At 56.2% G+C, this 19,849-nt stretch carries 18 protein-coding genes and 1 other annotated feature; of the genes, 13 read left to right on the top strand and 5 right to left on the bottom strand.

What is annotated here, in order from left to right:
* Positions 1 to 14 precede the first annotated feature (14 nt).
* Positions 15 to 137 (bottom strand) — a sequence feature (His leader region).
* Positions 113 to 163, bottom strand: a complete 51-nt coding sequence (gene hisL / locus ABLV12_RS23500; RefSeq protein ID WP_009654477.1) for a his operon leader peptide — start codon at positions 161 to 163, stop codon at positions 113 to 115. Its footprint overlaps the feature before it by 25 nt.
* A 175-nt stretch (positions 164 to 338) precedes the next feature.
* On the opposite strand from hisL, the gene ABLV12_RS23495 reads away from it, so the two are divergent.
* The 3 genes from ABLV12_RS23495 to ABLV12_RS23485 all read left to right on the top strand — a co-directional run bounded on the left by ABLV12_RS23495 (position 339) and on the right by ABLV12_RS23485 (position 3,738).
* A complete protein-coding gene (locus ABLV12_RS23495) occupies positions 339 to 1,163 on the top strand; it encodes an SDR family oxidoreductase (RefSeq protein WP_004103637.1) in 825 nt (274 codons plus the stop codon).
* A gap of 38 nt (positions 1,164 to 1,201) precedes the next feature.
* A complete protein-coding gene (locus ABLV12_RS23490; protein ID WP_348867388.1) occupies positions 1,202 to 2,092 on the top strand; it encodes a LysR substrate-binding domain-containing protein in 891 nt (296 codons plus the stop codon).
* Between the two features lie 287 nt (positions 2,093 to 2,379).
* Positions 2,380 to 3,738, top strand: a complete 1,359-nt coding sequence (locus ABLV12_RS23485; protein WP_004103635.1) for an APC family permease — start codon at positions 2,380 to 2,382, stop codon at positions 3,736 to 3,738.
* A gap of 132 nt (positions 3,739 to 3,870) precedes the next feature.
* Here the strand turns inward: ABLV12_RS23485 and ABLV12_RS23480 are convergent, their stop codons facing one another.
* Both ABLV12_RS23480 and ABLV12_RS23475 read right to left on the bottom strand, forming a co-directional pair.
* A complete protein-coding gene (locus ABLV12_RS23480) occupies positions 3,871 to 4,857 on the bottom strand; it encodes a transposase (RefSeq protein WP_325905905.1) in 987 nt (328 codons plus the stop codon).
* A 317-nt stretch (positions 4,858 to 5,174) separates the two neighbouring features.
* Positions 5,175 to 5,486 carry a helix-turn-helix domain-containing protein gene (locus ABLV12_RS23475; protein ID WP_004103633.1) on the bottom strand — a complete coding sequence of 104 codons (312 nt, stop codon included), beginning with the start codon at positions 5,484 to 5,486 and terminating at the stop codon, positions 5,175 to 5,177.
* 235 nt (positions 5,487 to 5,721) lie between these two features.
* Here ABLV12_RS23475 and fusA point away from each other — a divergent pair, with 235 nt between their 5' ends.
* Complete coding sequence (gene fusA, locus ABLV12_RS23470; RefSeq protein WP_348867387.1) at positions 5,722 to 7,824, top strand: elongation factor G; 2,103 nt, start codon at positions 5,722 to 5,724, stop codon at positions 7,822 to 7,824.
* Positions 7,825 to 7,929: 105 nt separating this feature from the next.
* Here fusA and sbcB read toward each other — a convergent pair whose 3' ends face one another.
* On the bottom strand, positions 7,930 to 9,354 hold the full coding sequence (sbcB, locus tag ABLV12_RS23465) for an exodeoxyribonuclease I (protein ID WP_032728443.1): 1,425 nt from the start codon (positions 9,352 to 9,354) through the stop codon (positions 7,930 to 7,932).
* Between the two features lie 180 nt (positions 9,355 to 9,534).
* Between sbcB and dacD the strand changes: the two genes are divergently transcribed.
* The 7 genes from dacD to cobS all read left to right on the top strand — a co-directional run bounded on the left by dacD (position 9,535) and on the right by cobS (position 15,750).
* Positions 9,535 to 10,701: a serine-type D-Ala-D-Ala carboxypeptidase DacD gene (gene dacD / locus ABLV12_RS23460; protein WP_023321268.1), complete on the top strand. Its 1,167-nt coding sequence runs from the start codon at positions 9,535 to 9,537 to the stop codon at positions 10,699 to 10,701.
* A 153-nt stretch (positions 10,702 to 10,854) separates the two neighbouring features.
* Complete coding sequence (locus tag ABLV12_RS23455) at positions 10,855 to 12,291, top strand: capsule assembly Wzi family protein (RefSeq protein ID WP_064370725.1); 1,437 nt, start codon at positions 10,855 to 10,857, stop codon at positions 12,289 to 12,291.
* Between the two features lie 126 nt (positions 12,292 to 12,417).
* Positions 12,418 to 12,891, top strand: a complete 474-nt coding sequence (gene sbmC, locus ABLV12_RS23450; RefSeq protein WP_016809182.1) for a DNA gyrase inhibitor SbmC — start codon at positions 12,418 to 12,420, stop codon at positions 12,889 to 12,891.
* Between the two features lie 96 nt (positions 12,892 to 12,987).
* Positions 12,988 to 14,046 carry an FUSC family protein gene (locus ABLV12_RS23445; protein ID WP_004103626.1) on the top strand — a complete coding sequence of 353 codons (1,059 nt, stop codon included), beginning with the start codon at positions 12,988 to 12,990 and terminating at the stop codon, positions 14,044 to 14,046.
* Positions 14,047 to 14,214: 168 nt separating this feature from the next.
* On the top strand, positions 14,215 to 14,550 hold the full coding sequence (locus ABLV12_RS23440; protein WP_004103624.1) for a DUF496 family protein: 336 nt from the start codon (positions 14,215 to 14,217) through the stop codon (positions 14,548 to 14,550).
* 188 nt (positions 14,551 to 14,738) lie between these two features.
* Complete coding sequence (locus ABLV12_RS23435; RefSeq protein WP_071530297.1) at positions 14,739 to 14,966, top strand: bifunctional adenosylcobinamide kinase/adenosylcobinamide-phosphate guanylyltransferase; 228 nt, start codon at positions 14,739 to 14,741, stop codon at positions 14,964 to 14,966.
* A 43-nt stretch (positions 14,967 to 15,009) separates the two neighbouring features.
* Complete coding sequence (gene cobS, locus ABLV12_RS23430) at positions 15,010 to 15,750, top strand: adenosylcobinamide-GDP ribazoletransferase (RefSeq protein ID WP_016809180.1); 741 nt, start codon at positions 15,010 to 15,012, stop codon at positions 15,748 to 15,750.
* Positions 15,751 to 15,993: 243 nt separating this feature from the next.
* On the opposite strand, the gene ABLV12_RS23425 is transcribed toward cobS, so the two are convergent.
* A complete protein-coding gene (locus ABLV12_RS23425; protein WP_348867386.1) occupies positions 15,994 to 17,103 on the bottom strand; it encodes an adenosylhomocysteinase in 1,110 nt (369 codons plus the stop codon).
* A 186-nt stretch (positions 17,104 to 17,289) separates the two neighbouring features.
* On the opposite strand from ABLV12_RS23425, the gene ABLV12_RS23420 reads away from it, so the two are divergent.
* Both ABLV12_RS23420 and ABLV12_RS23415 read left to right on the top strand, forming a co-directional pair.
* Positions 17,290 to 18,027, top strand: coding sequence for an HPP family protein (locus ABLV12_RS23420; protein WP_004103617.1), 738 nt, complete (start codon positions 17,290 to 17,292; stop codon positions 18,025 to 18,027).
* A 378-nt stretch (positions 18,028 to 18,405) separates the two neighbouring features.
* Entirely contained in the window at positions 18,406 to 19,830 is a 1,425-nt protein-coding gene (locus ABLV12_RS23415) for a sugar porter family MFS transporter (protein WP_016809178.1), read from the top strand.
* Positions 19,831 to 19,849: the final 19 nt, after the last annotated feature.

Below are 19,849 nucleotides of genomic sequence, written 5' to 3'. Positions count from 1 at the left end.
TCCGAATGCGGTCCAAAAAAAAGCCCCCGGAAGTGAATCTTCCGGGGGCTCTCTTTGCGTTCATGCACCACTGGAAGATCCAAATGTCTTCCAGCACACATCGCCTGAAAGACTAGTCAGGATGATGGTGATGATGGTGGTTTTTAAATTGAACGCTGTTCATAAAATTCTCTGTGAATGACTATGCATTTGATGCCTTTTAACCTAAACCACTTCACTCGCATAAAGCAAGGGCTTTTTTCTATCATTAATTCATTTCATATTGACCGAAGAAATTGTCAGTTGCCGCCGGCTGGCGTAGCCTTAAGTCAGCACAGCGAAAATTCAGGAGCAAGGGGATGAAGAAGGTCGCAATTGTAGGATTAGGATGGCTGGGTATGCCGCTTGCGCTGTCGTTGATGTCGCGGGGATGGCAGGTCACCGGCAGTAAGACCACCCAGGATGGCGTGGAGGCGGCGCGGATGTGCGGTATCGACAGCTACCCGCTGCGTCTGGAGCCGCAGCTGGTCTGCGACGCTGAGGATCTGGATGCATTAATGAACGTCGACGCGCTGGTGATTACCCTGCCGGCGCGCCGGACCGGGCCGGGAGACGACTTCTATCGTCAGGCGGTACAGGAAATCGTTGATACCGCGCTCGCGCATCACGTGCCGCGCATCCTGTTTACCAGCTCGACTTCCGTCTACGGTAACGCCAGCGGCACGCTGAAAGAGAGCTCGCCCCGTAATCCGCAAACCGCCAGCGGACAAGTGCTGAAAGAGCTGGAGGACTGGCTGCACAATCTTCCTGGCACCTCGGTGGACATTCTGCGCCTTTCCGGGCTGGTGGGGCCGTCTCGTCACCCGGGGCGCTTCTTTGCCGGAAAATCCGCGCCGGACGGCCAGCACGGCGTGAACCTGGTGCATCTCCAGGATGCGATCGCCGCGATCGAGCTGTTATTGCAGTCCCCGAAAGGCGGACGCATCTATAATATATGTGCGCCTAAGCATCCCGCGCGCGGCGTCTTTTATCCGCTGATGGCCCGGGAGCTTGGGCTTCCCGTTCCCGTCTTCTCTGATAACCCGGAAAACGGTAGCGGCAAGATCGTGGATGGCAGCCGTATTTGCAACGAACTGGGGTTTGAATACCAATACCCCGACCCGCTGGTGATGCCGATGGAGTGATCCGCCAGCGGTGAATCGCGTACCGTAAGGGGGTAGCGATGAAACCACTGCTGGATGTGCTCGTCATTCTTGATGCCCTCGACAAAGAGGGCAGTTTTGCCGCAGCCTCGGCAAAGCTCTATAAAACCCCCTCCGCGCTGAGCTATACCATTCATAAGCTGGAAAGCGACCTCAATATTCAACTACTCGATCGCAGCGGCCATCGGGCGCGTTTTACCCGTACCGGCCAGATGCTGCTGGAAAAAGGGCGCGACGTGCTGCATACCGCCCGCGAGCTGGAAAAGCAGGCCGTCAGGCTGCAACAGGGCTGGGAAGACAGGCTGGTGCTGAACGTTGATAGCGGTTTCCCGTTTCACCTGTTGGCGCCGCTGATAACGGCGTTTTATCGCCAGCATCACGCCACCCGTCTGGAATTTCGCCGTGATACTCTCGCAGCAGGCTGGCAGACCCTGGCGGAAGGGCGGGCGGATCTGCTGCTCGGGGTTCAGAGCGACCCGCCGGCGCTAAGCGGGTACGGTTGTCTGCTTCTCGGTGAACTGACGCAGGTATTTGTCGTTTCGCCCCAGCATCCGCTGGCGCAAATTACCGAACCGCTGAGCTGGCGCACGTTGCGCCGTTATCGCGCGATTGCCAACTGCGGCTCGTTGCCGCAGGCAGAAAATCAGGACAGCCTGACGGTATTCGATCTTTCCGGCCAGCTGACGCTGCTTTGCGCCGGGCTGGGATGGGGCTATTTGCCGCTATTTCAGGTGCAGCCTTTATTAGCGCGCGGCGAGCTGCGAATAATTCAAACCAGGATGGTTGCGCCGGTAAATCGCGCGTGGATTGGCTGGCATGAAGAGGGCGGTGGTCTGGCGGGCGAGTGGTGGCGAGCAGAGATATTAGCAAATAGTGCTATCCATCAGGTCTATAATACTAAAATCGTATGAATATTAATCTGTTAGAGATTAGCCGTAATTATTAAGCCTTGCAACATCTTGTCATCGTGCCAGTAGTTGTTGCAAAATACGCGTCCTGAAAATCAGAAACTGGCCGACGCTTTTTTAAAGTGTCGGTTATTTTTTTGGTTGAAAGACACATCATTCAATACCAAGAGGCCGGGCTTCGTACCGGATAGATATTTACTAAAAACCGACAGTGGTTGTCGCTGAGGAATACAAAGAAATGGGGCAATTTTTTGCTTACGCGCTGGCGTTCACCGTAAAAGGGGATAACTATGTCGCATAACGCTACTCCAAAAACCTCTCGCGTGGAATTACGTAAAACGCTTACGTTGATTCCGGTTGTAATGATGGGCCTTGCCTATATGCAGCCAATGACGCTGTTCGATACGTTTGGTATCGTCTCTGGATTGACTGATGGTCACGTTGCGACGGCTTACGCCTTCGCGCTGATCGCCATTCTCTTCACGGCGCTGAGCTACGGTAAACTGGTTCGCCGTTTTCCGTCGGCGGGTTCCGCTTATACCTACGCACAGAAATCCATTAGCCCGGCCGTTGGCTTTATGGTTGGCTGGTCATCGCTGCTGGACTATCTGTTCATGCCGATGATCAACATTCTGCTGGCAAAAATTTACTTTGAAGCGCTGGTGCCTTCCATTCCGTCGTGGATCTTCGTTGTTGCGCTGGTGGCCTTTATGACCATCTCCAACCTGCGCAGCATTAAGACCGTGGCGAACTTCAACACCCTGATCGTTATCCTGCAGATGGGTATCGTAGCGGTGATTGTTGGCCTGATTATCTACGGCGTTATGCACGGCGAAGGCGCGGGCACGCTGACCAGCACCCGTCCGTTCTGGTCTGAAGGCGCGCACGTGGTGCCGATGATTACCGGTGCGACCATTCTCTGCTTCTCGTTCCTCGGCTTCGACGGTATCTCTTCGCTGTCTGAAGAAACCAAAGACGCAGAGCGCGTGATCCCGAAGGCTATCTTCCTGACGGCGCTGATTGGTGGCCTGATCTTTATCGGGGCTTCCTACTTCCTGCAGCTGTACTTCCCGGATATCTCGCGCTTTAAGGATCCGGACGCATCGCAGCCTGAAATCATGCTGTACGTTGCGGGCAAAACCTTCCAGTGGGGCGTGCTGATTTTCTCCAGCGTCACCGTACTGGCGTCCGGCATGGCTGCGCACGCGGGCGTTTCCCGTCTGATGTACGTGATGGGCCGTGACGGCGTGTTCCCGACGCGTTTCTTTGGTTACGTGCATCCGAAATGGCGGACTCCGGCGTGGAACGTACTGCTGGTTGGCGCGATTGCGCTGCTGGCGATTAAATTCGACCTCGTGACGGCAACGGCGCTGATTAACTTCGGTGCGCTGGTGGCGTTCACCTTCGTTAACCTGTCGGTGATCTCGCAGTTCTGGATCCGTGAAAAACGCAACAAGACGCTGAAAGACCACTTCAACTATCTGGTTCTGCCGGTGTGCGGCGCGCTGACCGTCGGCGCGCTGTGGATCAACCTGGAAGAGAGCTCCATGGTTCTCGGCCTGATCTGGGGCGGTATTGGTCTGGTCTACCTGGCCTGCGTGACCAAAAGCTTCCGCAACCCGGTACCGCAGTACGAAGACGTTGCCTGATCGCGTTTGGTGATGAGAAAGCCGGAGGGAAACCTCCGGCTTTTTTGTTTCTGGCGGATGTCGATCTTTCCGACTCGCGCTACGCTTAGCCGGACTACAGATTCACCGCTGCCCACGGTCTGGTAGATACTGTTATGCCATGCAAGCATTTTTCGTATGCAGTGTGGCATCGAACGGGCGTCCTGATTTCAGGACGCCGTATGCCACCTGGGCCAGTTTCCTCATCATCGCACCGATTATCAGCTTTGCATTTTTTCCGTTCTTTTCCAGCCGTTCCCTGAACACCCGACCCCATTCTGTTTTATACAGCGTCACCATCGCCGGCATATACAATGCACGACGCAGCGACACATGGCCCATTTTACTCATCCTGCTTACCCGCCTGATGCTGCTGCCTGACTCATGTTGCCGCGGCGTCAGACCCGCATACGCGGCGAACTGCCTCCCCTCCCTGAACCTGTCTTTCAGACCCACATAAGCCAGCAGCACCGCCGCGGTTTTGGGGCCGATGCCCGGGATACTGTCCAGCAGTTTGCGCCGGTGTTTCAGATCCGGGTCATCATCCGTCAGGTCTTTTATCTGCTTTTCAAGACGTTTCAGTTCCGTCTCCAGCCACAGCAGATGCATGTCTATGCTTGGCAACTGTACCTCACGCGCGCTTTCCCGCCGGTTCTGCTCCTGAACATGCATCTCCGTCAGCGCCTGATACCGCAGAACCAGCGCCCGCAGGGCGCGTTCAACCGGATGGGGAGCTTCCCATATCGGCGGGCGTTTCTCCCGGCAAAAATACGCCAGCTGGCGGGCATCCACCGTATCCGTTTTGCTGCGTATTCCCTGACTCTGGACGAACGCTTTGCTGAGCATCGGATTGATAACAGAGACCGGATACCCCGCATCAGAGAGATGAGCGGCGACATCTTCCATATACGTCCCGGTCGCTTCCATGCAGACATGGGCATGGATGACCTGATGTCCCCGCAACCAGCTGACGAGCTCGTCATGTCCTGTTGGGGTGTTGGCAAATTTCTTGCTGCGGTGACGGCCATCAGGCCGCAACATATCGACATCGAGTTTAGCTTTGGCCACATCAATGCCGATAAAGTGAATGTCGTTTTCCATGGTGTAACCATCCTTGCAAATGCGGGGTACCGGGTGAACCGGTCCATGATACTGTTCGGTTTGTCATTTGTGGATAGCGGTGGTCCGGTGCAGGCATCTACTGTACAGACTAAAAGTCTGAGCCCGGGTACGGCATCCGGACCACCACCAGAGAGAACTGGCCGGTTCTTTCTGGTTTTTTAATAATACAAGCCCGGGTAAGGCGTGTACGCCGCAACCCGGGATTCCCGGGCACGAGTTCGTGTGGTTTTGCGGGGTGGTTGCCCGGATAGAGGCGCAGCATCGCCTCCGGCAGATTCGGCAGAAATGTGGGCGATTTACTTCTCCTGCTGCATTACCTTAAGCAGCGTATCCAGCAGGCCGGGAAAGCGCGCGTCTAAATCTTCCCGGCGCAGCGAAATCAAATTCTCCCGCCCCTGAGGCCGCTGCCAGATGACCCCGCTGTCGCGCAGGACGCGCCAGTGGTGAGTCATGGTCGACTTCGCCACATCTTCATGACGCAGGGCGTTACAGCTCTGCTCGCTGCCGTCGGCAAGGATCCGGATAATCTCAAGCCGCAGCGGGTTACCGAGGGCGAAAAGCACATTTTCGAGGCGAATTTGTTCACGTTCGGGGTGATTGGCGATCATAATATTCCTGTGTCGGCGGCGGCGCAGATCCGCGAGCAGCCGTTATCAGCGGCTGGCCGGTAATATACCCAAACTCTTTTTCTAAAGCCACGCGCGTCGTCGCAGCCATACCAATCGTAACGATAGCAAAAATAGTTCGAATATACTCGTACAGTTGTACTATGATGAAAGCCGTTAAATGAACGGCGGCTCATTCCGGCCGCTGACTGACAGTCAAAATGACTAAGGACGCATCATGCCCCGACCCATCCCCCTCGAACGTTATCGCAACATCGGTATCTCCGCGCATATCGATGCCGGCAAAACCACCACCACCGAGCGCATCCTGTTTTACACCGGGATGAGCCACAAGCTGGGGGAAGTACACGATGGCGCGGCAACTACCGACTGGATGGCGCAGGAGCAGGAGCGTGGGATCACCATTACGTCCGCGGCGGTGAGCTGCTTCTGGCCCGGTATGGACCGCAGCTTTGAGCCACACCGGATTAATATCATCGACACCCCAGGGCACGTGGATTTCACCATTGAAGTCGAGCGCTCTATGCGCGTACTGGACGGTGCGGTCATGGTTTACGACTCCGTGGGCGGCGTGCAGCCGCAGTCGGAAACCGTCTGGCGCCAGGCGAACAAATACCACGTCCCGCGCCTGGCCTTCGTCAACAAGATGGACCGCCCCGGCGCGGATTTTTTCCGCGTGGTGCAGATGATGACCGATCGCCTGAATGCGAACCCGGTACCGATTGTGATCCCGGTGGGCGCCGAAGAGCACTTCACCGGCGTGGTGGATCTCATCAAAATGCGCGCCATTTTGTGGGATGACGCCACCCAGGGAATGACCTTCAGCTATGCGCCGGTGCCCGACGAACTGCTGGAAACTGCCCGGTTGTGGCGGGAAAAAATGGTTTCGGCGGCGGCGGAAGCCAGCGACGAACTGATGGATAACTATCTTGAAACCGGCGAGTTGAGCGAGGCGGAAATCGTCGCCGGACTGCGTCAGCGCACGGTGAAGGGGGAAATCCAGGCAGTGCTGTGCGGCAGCGCGTTTAAAAACAAAGGCGTGCAGCGGATGCTTGATGCGGTGGTTGAGCTGATGCCGTCGCCGCTGGATATTCCGGCGATTCAGGGCGTGGATGAGAAAGGGCAGCCCGCTGAACGTCACCCGAGCGACGACGAACCGTTCTCGGCGCTGGCATTTAAACTGATGACCGACCCCTACGTCGGCCAATTGACCTTTATCCGCGTCTATTCCGGGACGCTGAAAAAAGGCGATGCGGTGTGGAATCCGGTGAAAGGCAAGAAAGAGCGCATCGGCCGCATCGTGCTGATGCAGGCCAACGATCGCCATGAAGTGGACGAACTGCACGCCGGAGATATTGCCGCCTGCGTCGGCCTGAAGGATGTCACCACCGGCGACACGCTGTGCGACCCGGATGCGGTGATTACCCTTGAACGGATGGAGTTCCCGGAGCCGGTGATTTCGCTGGCGATTGAACCGAAAACCAAAGCCGATCAGGAGAAAATGGGCATCGCCCTGCAGCGATTGGCGGCGGAAGATCCGTCGTTTCGTCTGCATACTGACGAGGAGTCCGGCCAGACGATCATTTCCGGGATGGGTGAACTGCATCTGGAGATTATCGTTGACCGCATGAAGCGCGAGTTTGGCGTCGAGGCGAATATCGGGCGTCCGCAGGTGACCTATCGCGAGACGATCCGCAAAACGGTCAAAGAGGTGGAAGGCAAGTTTGTTCGCCAGTCCGGCGGTAAAGGGCAGTACGGTCACGTGGTGCTGAGCCTTGAACCGCTGGCGCCGGGAAGCGGTTTCGTGTTTGAGGACGCGACCAAAGGCGGCGTGGTGCCGCGCGAGTACATCCCTTCAGTCGAAAAAGGGCTGCGCGAAGCGATGGGCACCGGCGTGCTGGCGGGATATCCGGTGGTGGATATTAAGGCGATCCTGACGTTTGGTTCGTATCACGACGTTGACTCCTCGGAGATGGCTTTCCGGATGGCGGCGATATTCGGCTTCAAGGAAGGGGCGCGCAGGGCCGACCCGGTTATTCTTGAACCGGTGATGCATGTGGAAGTGGAGACCCCGGAAGAGTACGCCGGCAATATTATGGGCGATCTCTCTTCCCGGCGCGGGATGGTACAGGGAATGGAGGAGCGGTTCGGCAGCCAGATTATTCGCGCCGACGTGCCGCTGGCCGAGATGTTTGGCTATTCCACCACGCTGCGTTCAATGTCCCAGGGCCGGGCGACCTACAGCATGGAATTCCACCACTACGCGGAAGCCCCGCGCAACGTGGCTGAGGCGATTATCGCCAGCCGCGCCAAAGGCTAAACTACGTTCCCGGGTGCGACGCGAGGCGTCTTACCCGGGATACGAGTCCTGCCACCGTTGGTAGCCCGGGTAAGGCGTTAGCCGCAACCCGGGAATTTCTTCCAGTCAAACAATATCCTGCGCGTACTGCCACAGCGCCTTCAGCTGCGCCAGCTTCTCTTTATCATCCGCATATTGCTGATACAGCATCTGTAGCTCATCGGCGTAGGCCTGCAAAAACTCTGGCGTAAACACCTGGCGACGGTGCTCCAACCAGCGCTGCTGCTCGGCTTCATCCAGCGTGCCCGGGTAATTGCGCGCGCGATAGTTGAACAGTAGACGCTCAATACGCTTATCAGCAAAGGTAATGTCCAGCGCCGGCAGATTGCGCGGCTCCGTCTCGAGTACGATTTTCATCGCCGCGCGGTCGGCATCGCTGAAAAAGCCGTTATACAGCTGTGCATCGACGTTATCGGACGGCACAAACGGCTCCGCTTCGGCATAAATCGCCACCACTTTCTCGCGCACCTGTGGATTAGCCCGCAGCCGCTGGGCGTTCTCCAGACAGCGCTGGATATTGATGCCCAATCGGTCAGCATCCTGCGGGCGCAGGGTATTTTGCTGCGCCAGCACCGGGCACTTATTGAGGTGGACCAGCTTGATCGGCACCGCAGCCAGATCGCCCAACTCGCTTTTCGGCGTATACAGCCGTTCGCGCAGGGCATCGGCATCCAGATCCAGCAGAGGGGCGATATCACCGGCCAGGTCGACCATAATCACCGCGTTACGGTTATCCGGGTGCCACGCCAGCGGGGCGACCAGGCTGGTGTTGCCGCGCGCCGCGCCGAACATACCGGAAACATGCACCAGCGGCTTGATCTGCGGCACGTCAATCAGCGTCGCCAGCTTGCGCTTGTTGCGGTGGGCGTAAAGATAGTCGAACAGGCGCGGCTGCTGAGTCTTCACCAGCTTTGCCATCGCGATTGTGGCGTAAACGTCGGCCATCGCGTCGTGGGCGTTGCTGTGTTCGATGCCGTTAGCGACGGTCAGATGCTCCAGCCGGAAGCTCGGTAAGCCCTCATCATTTTCCGGCCAGTTGATCCCCTCGGGGCGCAGCGCATAGCAGGCGCGCATCACGTCCAGTAGATCCCAGCGGGAGTTGTCATGCTGCCAGCTCCAGGCGTAAGGATCGTAAAAATTGCGATAGAAGATATTGCGCGTGACTTCATCATCGAAGCGCACGTTGTTGTAGCCGACGATGCAGGTTTTCGGCACCGTGAACAGATCGTGAACGCGGCGGGCAAACGCGGCTTCGTTGTCGCCTTTGGCATTGGCCTCCTGCGGCGTTATCCCGGTGACCATTACCGCCTGCGGCTGCGGCAGATAGTCGTCGGCGAGCCTGCAGTAGAACACTTCAGGTTCGCCGACGACATTCAGGTCTTCATCGGTACGGATGGCGGCAAACTGCGACGGCCGGTCGAGCGAAGGGCTGGTGCCGAAGGTCTCGTAATCGTGAAACAAAAATCCGGGCTGGTTGGCGCTATCTTGCATAATCTGTTCATTATCCCTGGTGGCGAGCAGCCATCATGGTAAACGATTTGCCGGGCCATCAGAAGGGTATCGGCTTTACCTGACACCGCCAGTGTCATATTTTCTTGCAATTAAACCCTGATATGAAACGAGAAGTTCCGTAAAAAGGACGGCGAATCTGTCAATTTAGAGGATATGCCGTTGAAAGGCCGTTTGTTTATTGCTGTATCTTTGCTCGCTGCGAGCGTTTCTTGCGCATTTGCCGCCAATGATTTTCCCGTCAACGTGACGCCGCCTTCCATTCAGGCCGGTTCCTGGGTGCTGATGGATTACACCACCGGCCAGGTCCTTACCGCCGGTAACGAGCATCAGCAGCGCAATCCCGCCAGCCTGACCAAACTGATGACCGGCTATGTGGTCGATCGCGCCATCGACAGCCACCGCATCACCTTTGACGACATCGTCACCGTCGGTAAAGACGCCTGGGCGCAGGGCAATCCGGTCTTTAAGGGATCTTCCCTGATGTTTCTTAAGCCCGGCGATCGGGTTAGCGTACGCGACTTGAGCCGCGGGCTCATCGTTGACTCCGGCAACGATGCCTGCGTGGCGCTGGCGGATTATGTTGCCGGCGGCCAGCCGCAGTTTGTCGCGCTGATGAACAGCTATGTGGACAAACTGCATTTACAGGATACCCATTTTGAAACCGTTCACGGCCTCGACGCGCCGGGGCAGCACAGCTCAGCCTACGATCTGGCGGTACTCTCGCGGGCGATTATTCACGGCGAGCCGGACGTTTATCATATGTACAGCCAGAAGAGTCTGACGTGGAACGGCATTACCCAGCAGAACCGCAATGGTCTGCTGTGGGATAAAACTATGAACGTTGATGGTCTGAAAACCGGCCATACCTCCGGCGCCGGCTTCAATCTGATTGCCTCCGCGGTGGACGGCCAGCGCCGGCTGATTGCGGTAGTCATGGGGGCCGACAGCCCGAAAGGGCGTGAACAGCAGGCGGCGAAGCTGCTGCACTGGGGCCAGCAAAACTTCGATACCGTCCAGGTCCTGCAGGACGGCAAGCAGGTCGGCGTTGAGCGTATCTGGTATGGCGATAAAGAGCAGATTAGGCTGGGGACCGATCAGGACTTCTGGTTAGCGCTGCCGAAATCGGAAGTCTCGCGCATTAAGGCGAAATATGTGCTGGATAAAAAAGTGCTGGAAGCGCCGATTGCCGCCCACCAGCGGGTCGGTGAAATCTCTCTTTATGATGGCGATAAAGTCGTTGCCCACTGGCCGCTGGTGACGCTGGAAAGCGTCGGCAAGGGCGGCCTGCTGTCGCGCTTTAGCGATTATCTGCATCAAAAACTGTAACTTCTCCGCCGCTCCGCCTGGAGCGGCATCTCGTAGCTGCTTGATTATTATGCTGCTTCGGTTGGCGCTTTGTTTAGTGTCCATCCCTTACCTTACCCGGTCACCATTCAGGAAATCCCCTGGCGCTTGTGCGCCCAAAATGGAGCTGGGAAGATGAAATACTTTGCGCGTAGTGCGCTTTCTCTGGGACTTTTCGCCGTTTTTAGCACCTCTGGTTTTGCCTCTGGCCTCGTTCTGGCCGATAACGAATTCCGCAATGATTTAGCCTGGTTATCCGACCGCGGAACCCTCTCTTTAAGTTTGTCCACCTGGCCTTTGAGCGAAGAAGAGATTAACCGTGCGCTGGCCAATGCCCATCCGACAACATCCGCAGAGCGGGTGGTTCTGAGTCGGGTAAATCAGCGTTTAAGGGCGCTCAAAGCCGACGTGCGCGTTACCGGTTACAGTTCCACTGATAAGCCGGGAACTCCGCAGGGGTTTGCCCAGTCTTATCCCGCTGACCAGTCGCTTTCTCTCGCCCTGAACAACAGCGGTGAATGGTGGGATCTGCATCTACAGGGCAATGTTGAAGGCGACAAACGCATCGACAACGGCTCCAGCGTAAACGCCAACGGCGCATACGGCGCGGTAAAACTGTGGAACCAGTGGCTGGCGTTCGGGCAAATCCCGCAGTGGTGGGGACCGGGTTATGAAGGGAGTTTGATTCGCTCCGATGCCGCGCGTCCCATGACCGGTTTTCTGCTGCAGCGTGCAGAACAGCGGGCGCCGGAAACCTCATGGCTAAGCTGGATTGGCCCGTGGCAGTATCAACTTTCCGCCAGCCAGATGAACCAGTACGCCGCCGTACCGCATACCAAAATCTTCGGCGGTCGCCTGACGTTTTCGCCCATCTCCTCGCTGGAACTGGGCGCTTCGCGCGTTATGCAGTGGGGCGGCGAAGGGCGACCTTCATCATTCAGCAGCTTCTGGGACGGCCTGACCGGCAATGATAACACCGGTGAATCGGCCGACGATCCCGGCAATCAGCTGGCCGGTTTTGATTTCAAGCTGAAGCTGGCGCCAACCTTGGGCTGGCCGGTGAGCATTTACGGCCAGATGATCGGCGAGGATGAAGCCGGATACTTGCCCTCGGCGCACCTCTACCTTGGCGGCGTGGAAGGGCACCATCAGTGGAACAGCAATGCGGTTAACTGGTATCTGGAAGCCCACGATACCCGCTCGAATATGGGACGCACCAACTATATCTATAACCACTTTATCTATAAAGATGGCTACTATCAGCAGGGCTACCCGCTGGGCGATGCGATGGGCGGCGATGGACGCCTGTATGCCGGTAAGGTGGAGCTGGTCACCGAAGCAAATCAGCGCTGGAGCGCGCGCCTGGTCTACGCGGAAGTCAATCCGAAGAACCAACGAATCAATAAAGCCTTCCCGCACGCCGACACGCTGAAGGGCGTACAGCTGGGCTGGAGCGGCGATGTCATGCCGACGGTTCGCCTGAATACCTCCATGTGGTACACCGATGCAAACCACAGCGCCAGCGACGATGTTGGGGCCAGCATCGGCATTGAACTGCCGTTCAGTTTATAACCCGCCGGTGGCGTTTTTTTAATCTTCTTGCCGCGCGGATTTGTGAATTACCGCACATACTATGGGTGATTGTACTGTTAGATTGTATGTATATACATACAGTGTTTTATCAACAGTGGAGGCAACATGGACTATAACGTTAAATCCGTAGGCAAGAAGAAAATTGCCGGTTTTCATCTGGTCGGCCCCTGGGAACAGACGGTTAAACAGGGGTTTGAACAGCTGATGATGTGGGTCGACAACAGCCGGGTTCCTGCGCAGGAGTGGGTGGCCGTTTACTACGACAATCCAGACGAAGTCCCGGCGGAAAAGCTGCGCTGCGACACCGCCGTCACGGTGGCGGAAGACTATCAGATCCCTGAAGGAAGTGAAGGCGTGATGATGACCGAAATCGCCGGCGGCGAGTATGCCGTTGCCCGCGCCAGAGTCGAGAATTTCGATTTTGCGACTCCGTGGTATCAGTTCTTCGAAAGTCTGATGCAAAGCACAGAGCATCAGATGGCGATGAAGCCCTGTTTTGAAGTCTACCTTAACGATGGTAACCAGGACGGCTACTGGGACATTGATATGTATATCGCGGTTGAACCCGTAGTGAAGTGAACTTATCCCTTTAATTGACAAGGTTTCTTACATTCGCGTGATGCTTGCGGCGAAAAAGCAGTTACAATTGCCCTTTTCGTTGTGTCGGAGTCGGTTGTGCGCGCGGATAAATCACTTAAGCCATTTGAAATTCGGCTGTATCGCCATTACCGCATCGTCCATGGCGTGCGAATAGCATTGGCCTTTGTGCTCACCTTTGTGCTGGTGCGCCTGCTTAACGTGCCGGAAGGTACCTGGCCTCTCATCACCCTGGTGGTGGTGATGGGGCCTATCTCCTTCTGGGGAAACGTCGTCCCGCGCGCGTTTGAGCGTATCGGCGGCACGATCCTCGGCTCGGCGCTCGGGCTGGTGGCGCTCAAGCTGGAACTTATCTCTCTGCCCATTATGCTGCTGTGGTGCGCGGTGGCGATGTTCCTCTGCGGCTGGCTGGCGTTGGGTAAAAAGCCCTACCAGGCGCTGTTGATCGGCATCACGCTGGCGGTGGTGGTCGGCGCGCCGCCGGGCGATATGACGACCGCGCTATGGCGAAGCGGCGACGTTATCTTTGGCTCCCTGCTGGCTATGCTGTTTACCGGTATCTGGCCGCAGCGGGCTTTCCTGCACTGGCGCATCCAGATGGCCAGCTACGTCACCGCCTTCAACCGTCTGTATCAGGCGGGTTTCTCGCCGAACCTCGTCGAGCGTCCGCGTCTGGAAAAGCATATGCAGAAGGTGCTTAACGATGTGGTCAAAATGCGCGGATTAATTACGCCCGCCAGCAAAGAGACGCATATCCAGAAGGCCATCTTTGAAGCGATCCAGACCGTTAGCCGTAATCTGGTGTGCATGCTGGAGCTGCAAATCAACGCCTACTGGGCATCGCGTCCCGGCCATTTTGTTATGCTGAATGCCCATACGCTGCGCGAAACGCAGCAAATGACCCAGCAGACGTTGCTGACTATCGCCCATGCATTGTATGAGGGCAATCCACAGCCGATTCTTGCTAACAATGAAAAGCTCAACGAAATTGTGGCCGAGCTGCGCCAGCTCATCAAAGAGCAGCAGGACGACAATTTCTCTGAAACGCCAATCCATGGTTATGTCTGGCTAACCATCGAACTGGCCCGGCAGCTTGAGCTGCTGTCGCATTTAATCTGCCGGGCGTTGCGTAAATAAAGACCAGATACGCGCGGTTTGCCCATCGCTTGCTTCGATTCAGCAGCGTTTAGGGTTATGATAAAGGCAAAGGAAAAAACATTGTCATCAGCGGCTGCTAACAGTTATGTTAGCCCTATGTAGCAGTCGCTTTAGCGAATCCGAATCTCAAATATTAGGGGTGTAAAAATGGAAACAACTAAGCCTTCTTTCCAGGACGTACTGGAGTTTGTTCGCCTGTATCGTCGTAAGAATAAACTGCAGCGTGAAATTCAGGACGTTGAGAAAAAGATCCGTGATAACCAGAAGCGCGTACTGCTGCTGGACAACCTGAGCGACTACATCAAGCCGGGCATGAGCGTTGAAGCTATCCAGGGCATCATTGCCAGCATGAAGAGCGATTACGAAGATCGCGTTGACGACTACATCATTAAAAACGCCGAGATCTCCAAAGAACGTCGCGATATCTCTAAAAAGCTGAAAGCAATGGGCGAAGCGAAAGTAGAAGATAAATCTGCCGAGTAATCCCGTTTGCGTGCTCCGGCGGCTCTCGCTGCCGGAGTGATTCCTCCTCTTGCGTCATCTCGCATTCCTTAGCAAAACAGCCTCTGTAACGCTGAACCTTTCCCCAGGAATTTGGTATACTTCCGCCGTAAACATATTGATATCGGAAGGTTTTATCTCATGCTGTCCCTGCAACAGGTGCCGCCGCGATGATACTGATGACCGGCGACGCGCTTAGCGGCCTACGCCGTGATGCCCAATCTCTACTCAACTCTTTCGTTTCGGCGATCTATATCGCTACCTCCCGGATATCCGATAACCAAATAGCTGCACGCATTCAACATCACCGCGATACCCGGCTGGCTCACTGGCGGCTGGAAGAGCGTCCACGCAGCAGCTACGCAGATAAGTCAGGTTACGGTCGGCGGCGGCGGTGAATAACCGCTGGTCGCAAGGTTTAACGACAGGAGTCATCTTTCCATGATTAAGTCATTTTTTGCCGCATTATCGTTTATCAGCCGCTTGCCGGTCCCGGCGCGTTTGTCTCAGGGGCTGGAAATTGAACAATATCAACGCAGTATCGTTACTTTCCCCTTTGTTGGCCTGCTGCTGGGAGCGATCGCGGGGGTTGTCGTGATATTGCTCCAGCCCTGGTGCGGCGGCCCGCTTGCCGCGCTGCTCGGCGTGCTGGCGCTGGCGCTGTTGACCGGCGGCTTCCATCTGGATGGGCTGGCGGATACCTGTGATGGCATTTTCTCTGCCCGCCGCCGCGAGCGGATGCTGGAGATTATGCGCGACAGTCGGTTGGGCACTCACGGCGGGCTGGCGCTGATTTTTGTGCTGATTGCAAAAGTGCTGGTGGTCAGCGAGGTCACGCTGCGCGGTACGTCTGCGGTTGCCGCCCTGGCGGCCGCCTGCGCCGTGGCCCGCGGTATGGCGGTGCTGCTGATGTACCGTCAGCGCTATGCCCGCGAAGAGGGGCTGGGCAATCTGTTTATCGGTAAAATCTCGCTGCAACAGACGCTGATCGCCATGGGGATCGCTCTGGCGCTGGCGACGCTGCTGCTCGGCGTTAACGGTCTGCGCGCAGCGCTTATCACGCTGGTGCTGGTCTGGGCGCTAGGCCAGGCGCTAAAGCGTACTCTGGGCGGGCAAACCGGCGACACCTTAGGCGCGGCGATTGAGCTCGGTGAAGTCATATTTTTGCTGGCCCTGCTGTAAGTTTGCTTTCTTCCCGGTGGCGCTGCGCTGACCGGGCTACGGGTTAACAGCAGTCTGCGGACCGGTAACCCGGACAAGGCGCATCGCGCCGCCTGCGGAGGATGTGCTGAGGTGAGGGATCGGCATGATTTCTTCCCGGCTCGCGCTGCGCTTAGCCGGGCTACAGGTTAACAGCAGTCTGCGGGCCGGTAGCCCGGACAGGCGCATCGCGCCGCCTCCGGGAAAATTACTCAGCGCATGTGCTTACAGCGCTTTTTGCCATACGCTTTGCGGCAGCAGATAAACGTCCGCCGGCGCCGTCATGCCGTCGGTTACAATATGCTGGATGCCGCTGGCCATCACCGCCAGGGTGACGTCAAAGGCGTTCAGGCTATCGCCAAAACCCGCGGTCAGGTTGAGCATTGAACCGTTCGCCATCAGATAGATCGTTTTCTGGCCCATCCGGTAAGCGTTGATATAGGGCATGACCTCTTCATGGCTGAACTGGCGCAGGTACTCGCAATCAATCTCTTCCGCCACGTGACCCACGTTGAGGATAAACACTCCATCTTTGCATTTATCAAGCGCCTGGCTGTTAACGACTTTTTTGCCGCCGGTAGCCGTGGCCACCACGTTCGCCGAAGCTATCGCCTCCTGTAATTCAACAACGTGCCAGCCGTCGTAGGCAGCCTGTAATCTCCGTGCCGGGTCGATTTCCGCCACCATGACCTGGCCGCCGAAGGCCTTCGCCGCCGCCGCAACCCCCTGGCCGACCAGACCATAGCCGATGACCAGTACTTTTTTCTCATGCAGGGTCAGGTGGGTCGTCTGGAAGAAGGTATGCCACGCGGTCAGGCCGACCATATGACGGTTATGCAGACCTTCCTTAACCGGCAAATCATCCCAGTTAAAAATCGGATAGCCGGGCCGAATATCGCCGAGGCGGCTAACGCCAGAGCCTGTCGCTTCAAGCCCGGCGACAACATTGCCGAACTCCCCGCGCTGATGCAGTAGGGTTGTTATATCCGCGCCCATTTCGCACAGATGCGTCGGCTGCCAGGCAATCGCTTTTTCCCACGATTGCTGCCAGTCGGCATCGCTCATATCACGCCATGCGCAAGCCTCAGCGCCGCGCTCCACCAGCCAGGCGACCACATCATCCTGCACCGTGGTTGGGTTACAGGTGGTCAGGAAAACCTTCGCCCCTTTTTCCAGAATTCCCTGCACCAGTGGGATCATTTTCATATCCAGGTGCATACAGCAGGCCAGACGAACCTGGCTGAGGTCGGGCAGGGCGGCGACCTGGCGCAGCGTACGCGGCATATTCTGGCTGGCCCATGCGATTTCTTTCTCTAATTTTTTCTTGTTATTCAACGTATTTGACCTTCAATCCATAGAGTACTGATACCCAAACGTGAGGGCGATTCTAGCGTAGCGCGCGCCTTTTTTACATTCACAAAATGAATAACGAAAAGCCACGATAAAGGCGTGGTTGTTAAAACAAGGTTAAAAAAAGAAAATGAAACATAAGTTCTTATTATGATGTAAGCGAGCTGCACGATGTTAAGCGTTTTACCCGGATCGCTCTTTTCACGGATCCGCATTTTCCTTGGCCGCCTTAAGCCGCACGCGTTACCGGTCGCCAGAAAACATATCGTTCTGGCGTCAATAGGCGCCGGGACGGGGCTGGCGGTCACCAGTATGTTTAGCCACTGGCTATTAGGCGAGGTCAATATCTGGTTTATCGCCCCGATGGGCGCGTCGGCGGTGCTGCTGTTTGGCGTGCCGAGCAGTCCACTGGCCCAGCCGTGGTCGATAGTCGGCGGTAATGTCCTTTCAGCGCTAATTGGCGTGACCGTGGGAATCGCCATCCCGAACCTGGCCCTGGCCTGCGGCGTGGCGGCAGGGTTGGCGATCGCCGGCATGTATTTCCTGCGCTGCCTGCATCCGCCGGGCGGAGCGGTGGCGTTAACGGCGATCCTCGGCGGGGCGGGGATACAGAGCGAAGGCTATCACTTTGTTCTGACCCCGGTGTTACTCAACTCACTGATGCTGGCGATGCTGGCCATTGTTTTTAATAACCTGGTCGGACGGCGCTACCCGCATCCGCTGGCGGCGGAGGAAGTGAAGGCGAAAGCGGAGGCGGTGCCGCTGGGCATATCCGTGACGCGCGAAGATATTCATGCGGCCCTGCTGGACGGTCAGTTTCTCGACATTGATGAAGACGACGTGCAGGAGCTGCTGGAAAATATTGAACAAAAAGCCAGACAGCGTATCGCCAGCGCCCAGCGATCCTGACGTCCCTGGCTCTCTGGGGAACGCGGATTAATCCACGGGTTCCCCTTCGTATAGCCTTCCTCCCCAGCCATTAGCCTGAACCACGCATTTTGCTCCCCCCGAAAGCGACAAGCTCTGCGGATCGTGACTGCGATCGACAAAATTGGCCATTCAATGAGCAAAAAGTTGACGCCCTTAACGAAATGAATATTTCAAAATAACTTGTTATGGATTTTTTAATCCGTGAGAGTATAACAAGTTGTTAAATAATGCACCCGGGTGCAAAAAAGGTGCAAATGTATTCCTGATGCCAGAACCTGCCGTATCTGCATCGGCAATGTGATCTTTTTATTCATAAAAACAAAACGATAGAACGCTCATCCCTGACAGGACAACAAAATGACCGATCATGTGATAACTGAAAGTCGTAAAACAGATAATGATAAGAAAATCAGATTAATAACCCTCGTCTCAACCATTGGTGGGCTGTGCTTTGGCTATGACACCGGGGTTATTTCCGGCGCGCTGATTTTCATGAAGAACGATCTTGGCCTCACTCCTCTGCAGGAAGGGCTGGTGACATCGTTTTTATTATTCGGCGCGGCAATCGGCTCCGTTGGCGGCGGCTGGCTGTCCGACCGCCAGGGGCGGCGGAAAAATATTCTGTGGGTAGCGGTGATTTTTATCTTTGGCGCCCTCGGTACCGCCGTCGCGTGGGATATGTCGTCGATGATAATCGCCCGCTTTATCCTCGGCCTGGCGGTTGGTTGTGCGTCAGTGACGGTGCCGATTTATATTTCAGAGCTGGCGCGGCCCGCGCAGCGTGAACGGCTGGTGACGGTCAACGAACTGATGATCGTCACCGGGCAGTTTCTCGCTTACTCCGTCAACGCTTCCATCGTCAATTTCTATCCCGACATGTCGCACAACTGGCGGCTGATGCTGGCTATTCCGGCGCTGCCCGGCGCGCTGCTGTGGATTGGAATGCTGGTAATGCCGGAGTCTCCGCGCTTCTTCGTGCGTAAGGGGCAAATAGACAAAGCGGTTGCGGTGCTGAAAACGATTCGTCGGCCTGAAGAGGTGGAGCAGGAGATCCGCGATATCCAGCAGGTGAGTCAGATTGGCATCAACCATGGCCGATTTGTTGACGAGCTGAAGAAAAAATGGGTGCTGCAGCTGATTTTGATCGGGCTGATGATTGTGCTGGCAACGCGCGTAACCGGCGTGAATACCATTATGTACTACGCGCCGACGGTGCTGAAAGCCACCGGACTTGGCGATGCGGCGGCGGTGACCGGCGCCGTGGCTAATGGCGTCGTGTCTATTCTGGCCACGCTACTAGGGATGCTGTTAATTGGCAGGCATTCCCGACGGAAAATGTTCTTTACCGGACAGATCGGCGTCACCCTTAGCCTGGTGTTGATTGGCCTCTCGTTCAAGCTCTTCTTCCATATGGAAACCGTTGATGGCGTCAGCGGCTTGCATGCCAACTTTACCGGCGCCAGCTACATCATCCTTGCCTTGATGCTGATGTTTCTGACCTTCATGCAGGGTTGGATCGCACCGGTGTTCTGGCTGATGCTCGCGGAAATTTACCCGCTGCGGATGCGCGGTCTGGGTATGGGTTTTGCGGTATTCGGTTTATGGATATTTGACTTCATCATTCAGTCTATTTTCCCGATTTTACTCAACAGCTACGGCGGCGGAATGACCTTCGGTTTCTTCGCGGTAACCAACGTCATAATGCTGATTCTGCTGGTGAAGTTCCTGCCGGAAACCCGTGGCTTAACCCTTGAACAAATTGAACAAAAATTCAGATTCTGATTTAGCGACATGGAGGAAT

The organism is Klebsiella sp. CN_Kp100 (assembly GCF_040065315.1).
GTDB classification, from domain to species: domain Bacteria; phylum Pseudomonadota; class Gammaproteobacteria; order Enterobacterales; family Enterobacteriaceae; genus Klebsiella; species Klebsiella oxytoca.
The sequence above is the reverse complement of the archived record's forward strand: the minus strand, read 5'-3'. Positions and strand labels throughout refer to the sequence as shown.

Coding starts and splice junctions, on each gene's coding strand:
- ABLV12_RS23495 (WP_004103637.1), top strand. CDS start 339: ATGAAGAAGGTCGCAATTGTAGGATTAGGATGGCTGGGTATGCCGCTT.
- ABLV12_RS23490 (WP_348867388.1), top strand. CDS start 1,202: ATGAAACCACTGCTGGATGTGCTCGTCATTCTTGATGCCCTCGACAAA.
- ABLV12_RS23485 (WP_004103635.1), top strand. CDS start 2,380: ATGTCGCATAACGCTACTCCAAAAACCTCTCGCGTGGAATTACGTAAA.
- ABLV12_RS23480 (WP_325905905.1), bottom strand. CDS start 4,857: ATGGAAAACGACATTCACTTTATCGGCATTGATGTGGCCAAAGCTAAA.
- ABLV12_RS23475 (WP_004103633.1), bottom strand. CDS start 5,486: ATGATCGCCAATCACCCCGAACGTGAACAAATTCGCCTCGAAAATGTG.
- fusA (WP_348867387.1), top strand. CDS start 5,722: ATGCCCCGACCCATCCCCCTCGAACGTTATCGCAACATCGGTATCTCC.
- sbcB (WP_032728443.1), bottom strand. CDS start 9,354: ATGCAAGATAGCGCCAACCAGCCCGGATTTTTGTTTCACGATTACGAG.
- ABLV12_RS23455 (WP_064370725.1), top strand. CDS start 10,855: ATGAAATACTTTGCGCGTAGTGCGCTTTCTCTGGGACTTTTCGCCGTT.
- sbmC (WP_016809182.1), top strand. CDS start 12,418: ATGGACTATAACGTTAAATCCGTAGGCAAGAAGAAAATTGCCGGTTTT.
- ABLV12_RS23440 (WP_004103624.1), top strand. CDS start 14,215: ATGGAAACAACTAAGCCTTCTTTCCAGGACGTACTGGAGTTTGTTCGC.
- ABLV12_RS23435 (WP_071530297.1), top strand. CDS start 14,739: ATGATACTGATGACCGGCGACGCGCTTAGCGGCCTACGCCGTGATGCC.
- cobS (WP_016809180.1), top strand. CDS start 15,010: ATGATTAAGTCATTTTTTGCCGCATTATCGTTTATCAGCCGCTTGCCG.
- ABLV12_RS23420 (WP_004103617.1), top strand. CDS start 17,290: ATGTTAAGCGTTTTACCCGGATCGCTCTTTTCACGGATCCGCATTTTC.
- ABLV12_RS23415 (WP_016809178.1), top strand. CDS start 18,406: ATGACCGATCATGTGATAACTGAAAGTCGTAAAACAGATAATGATAAG.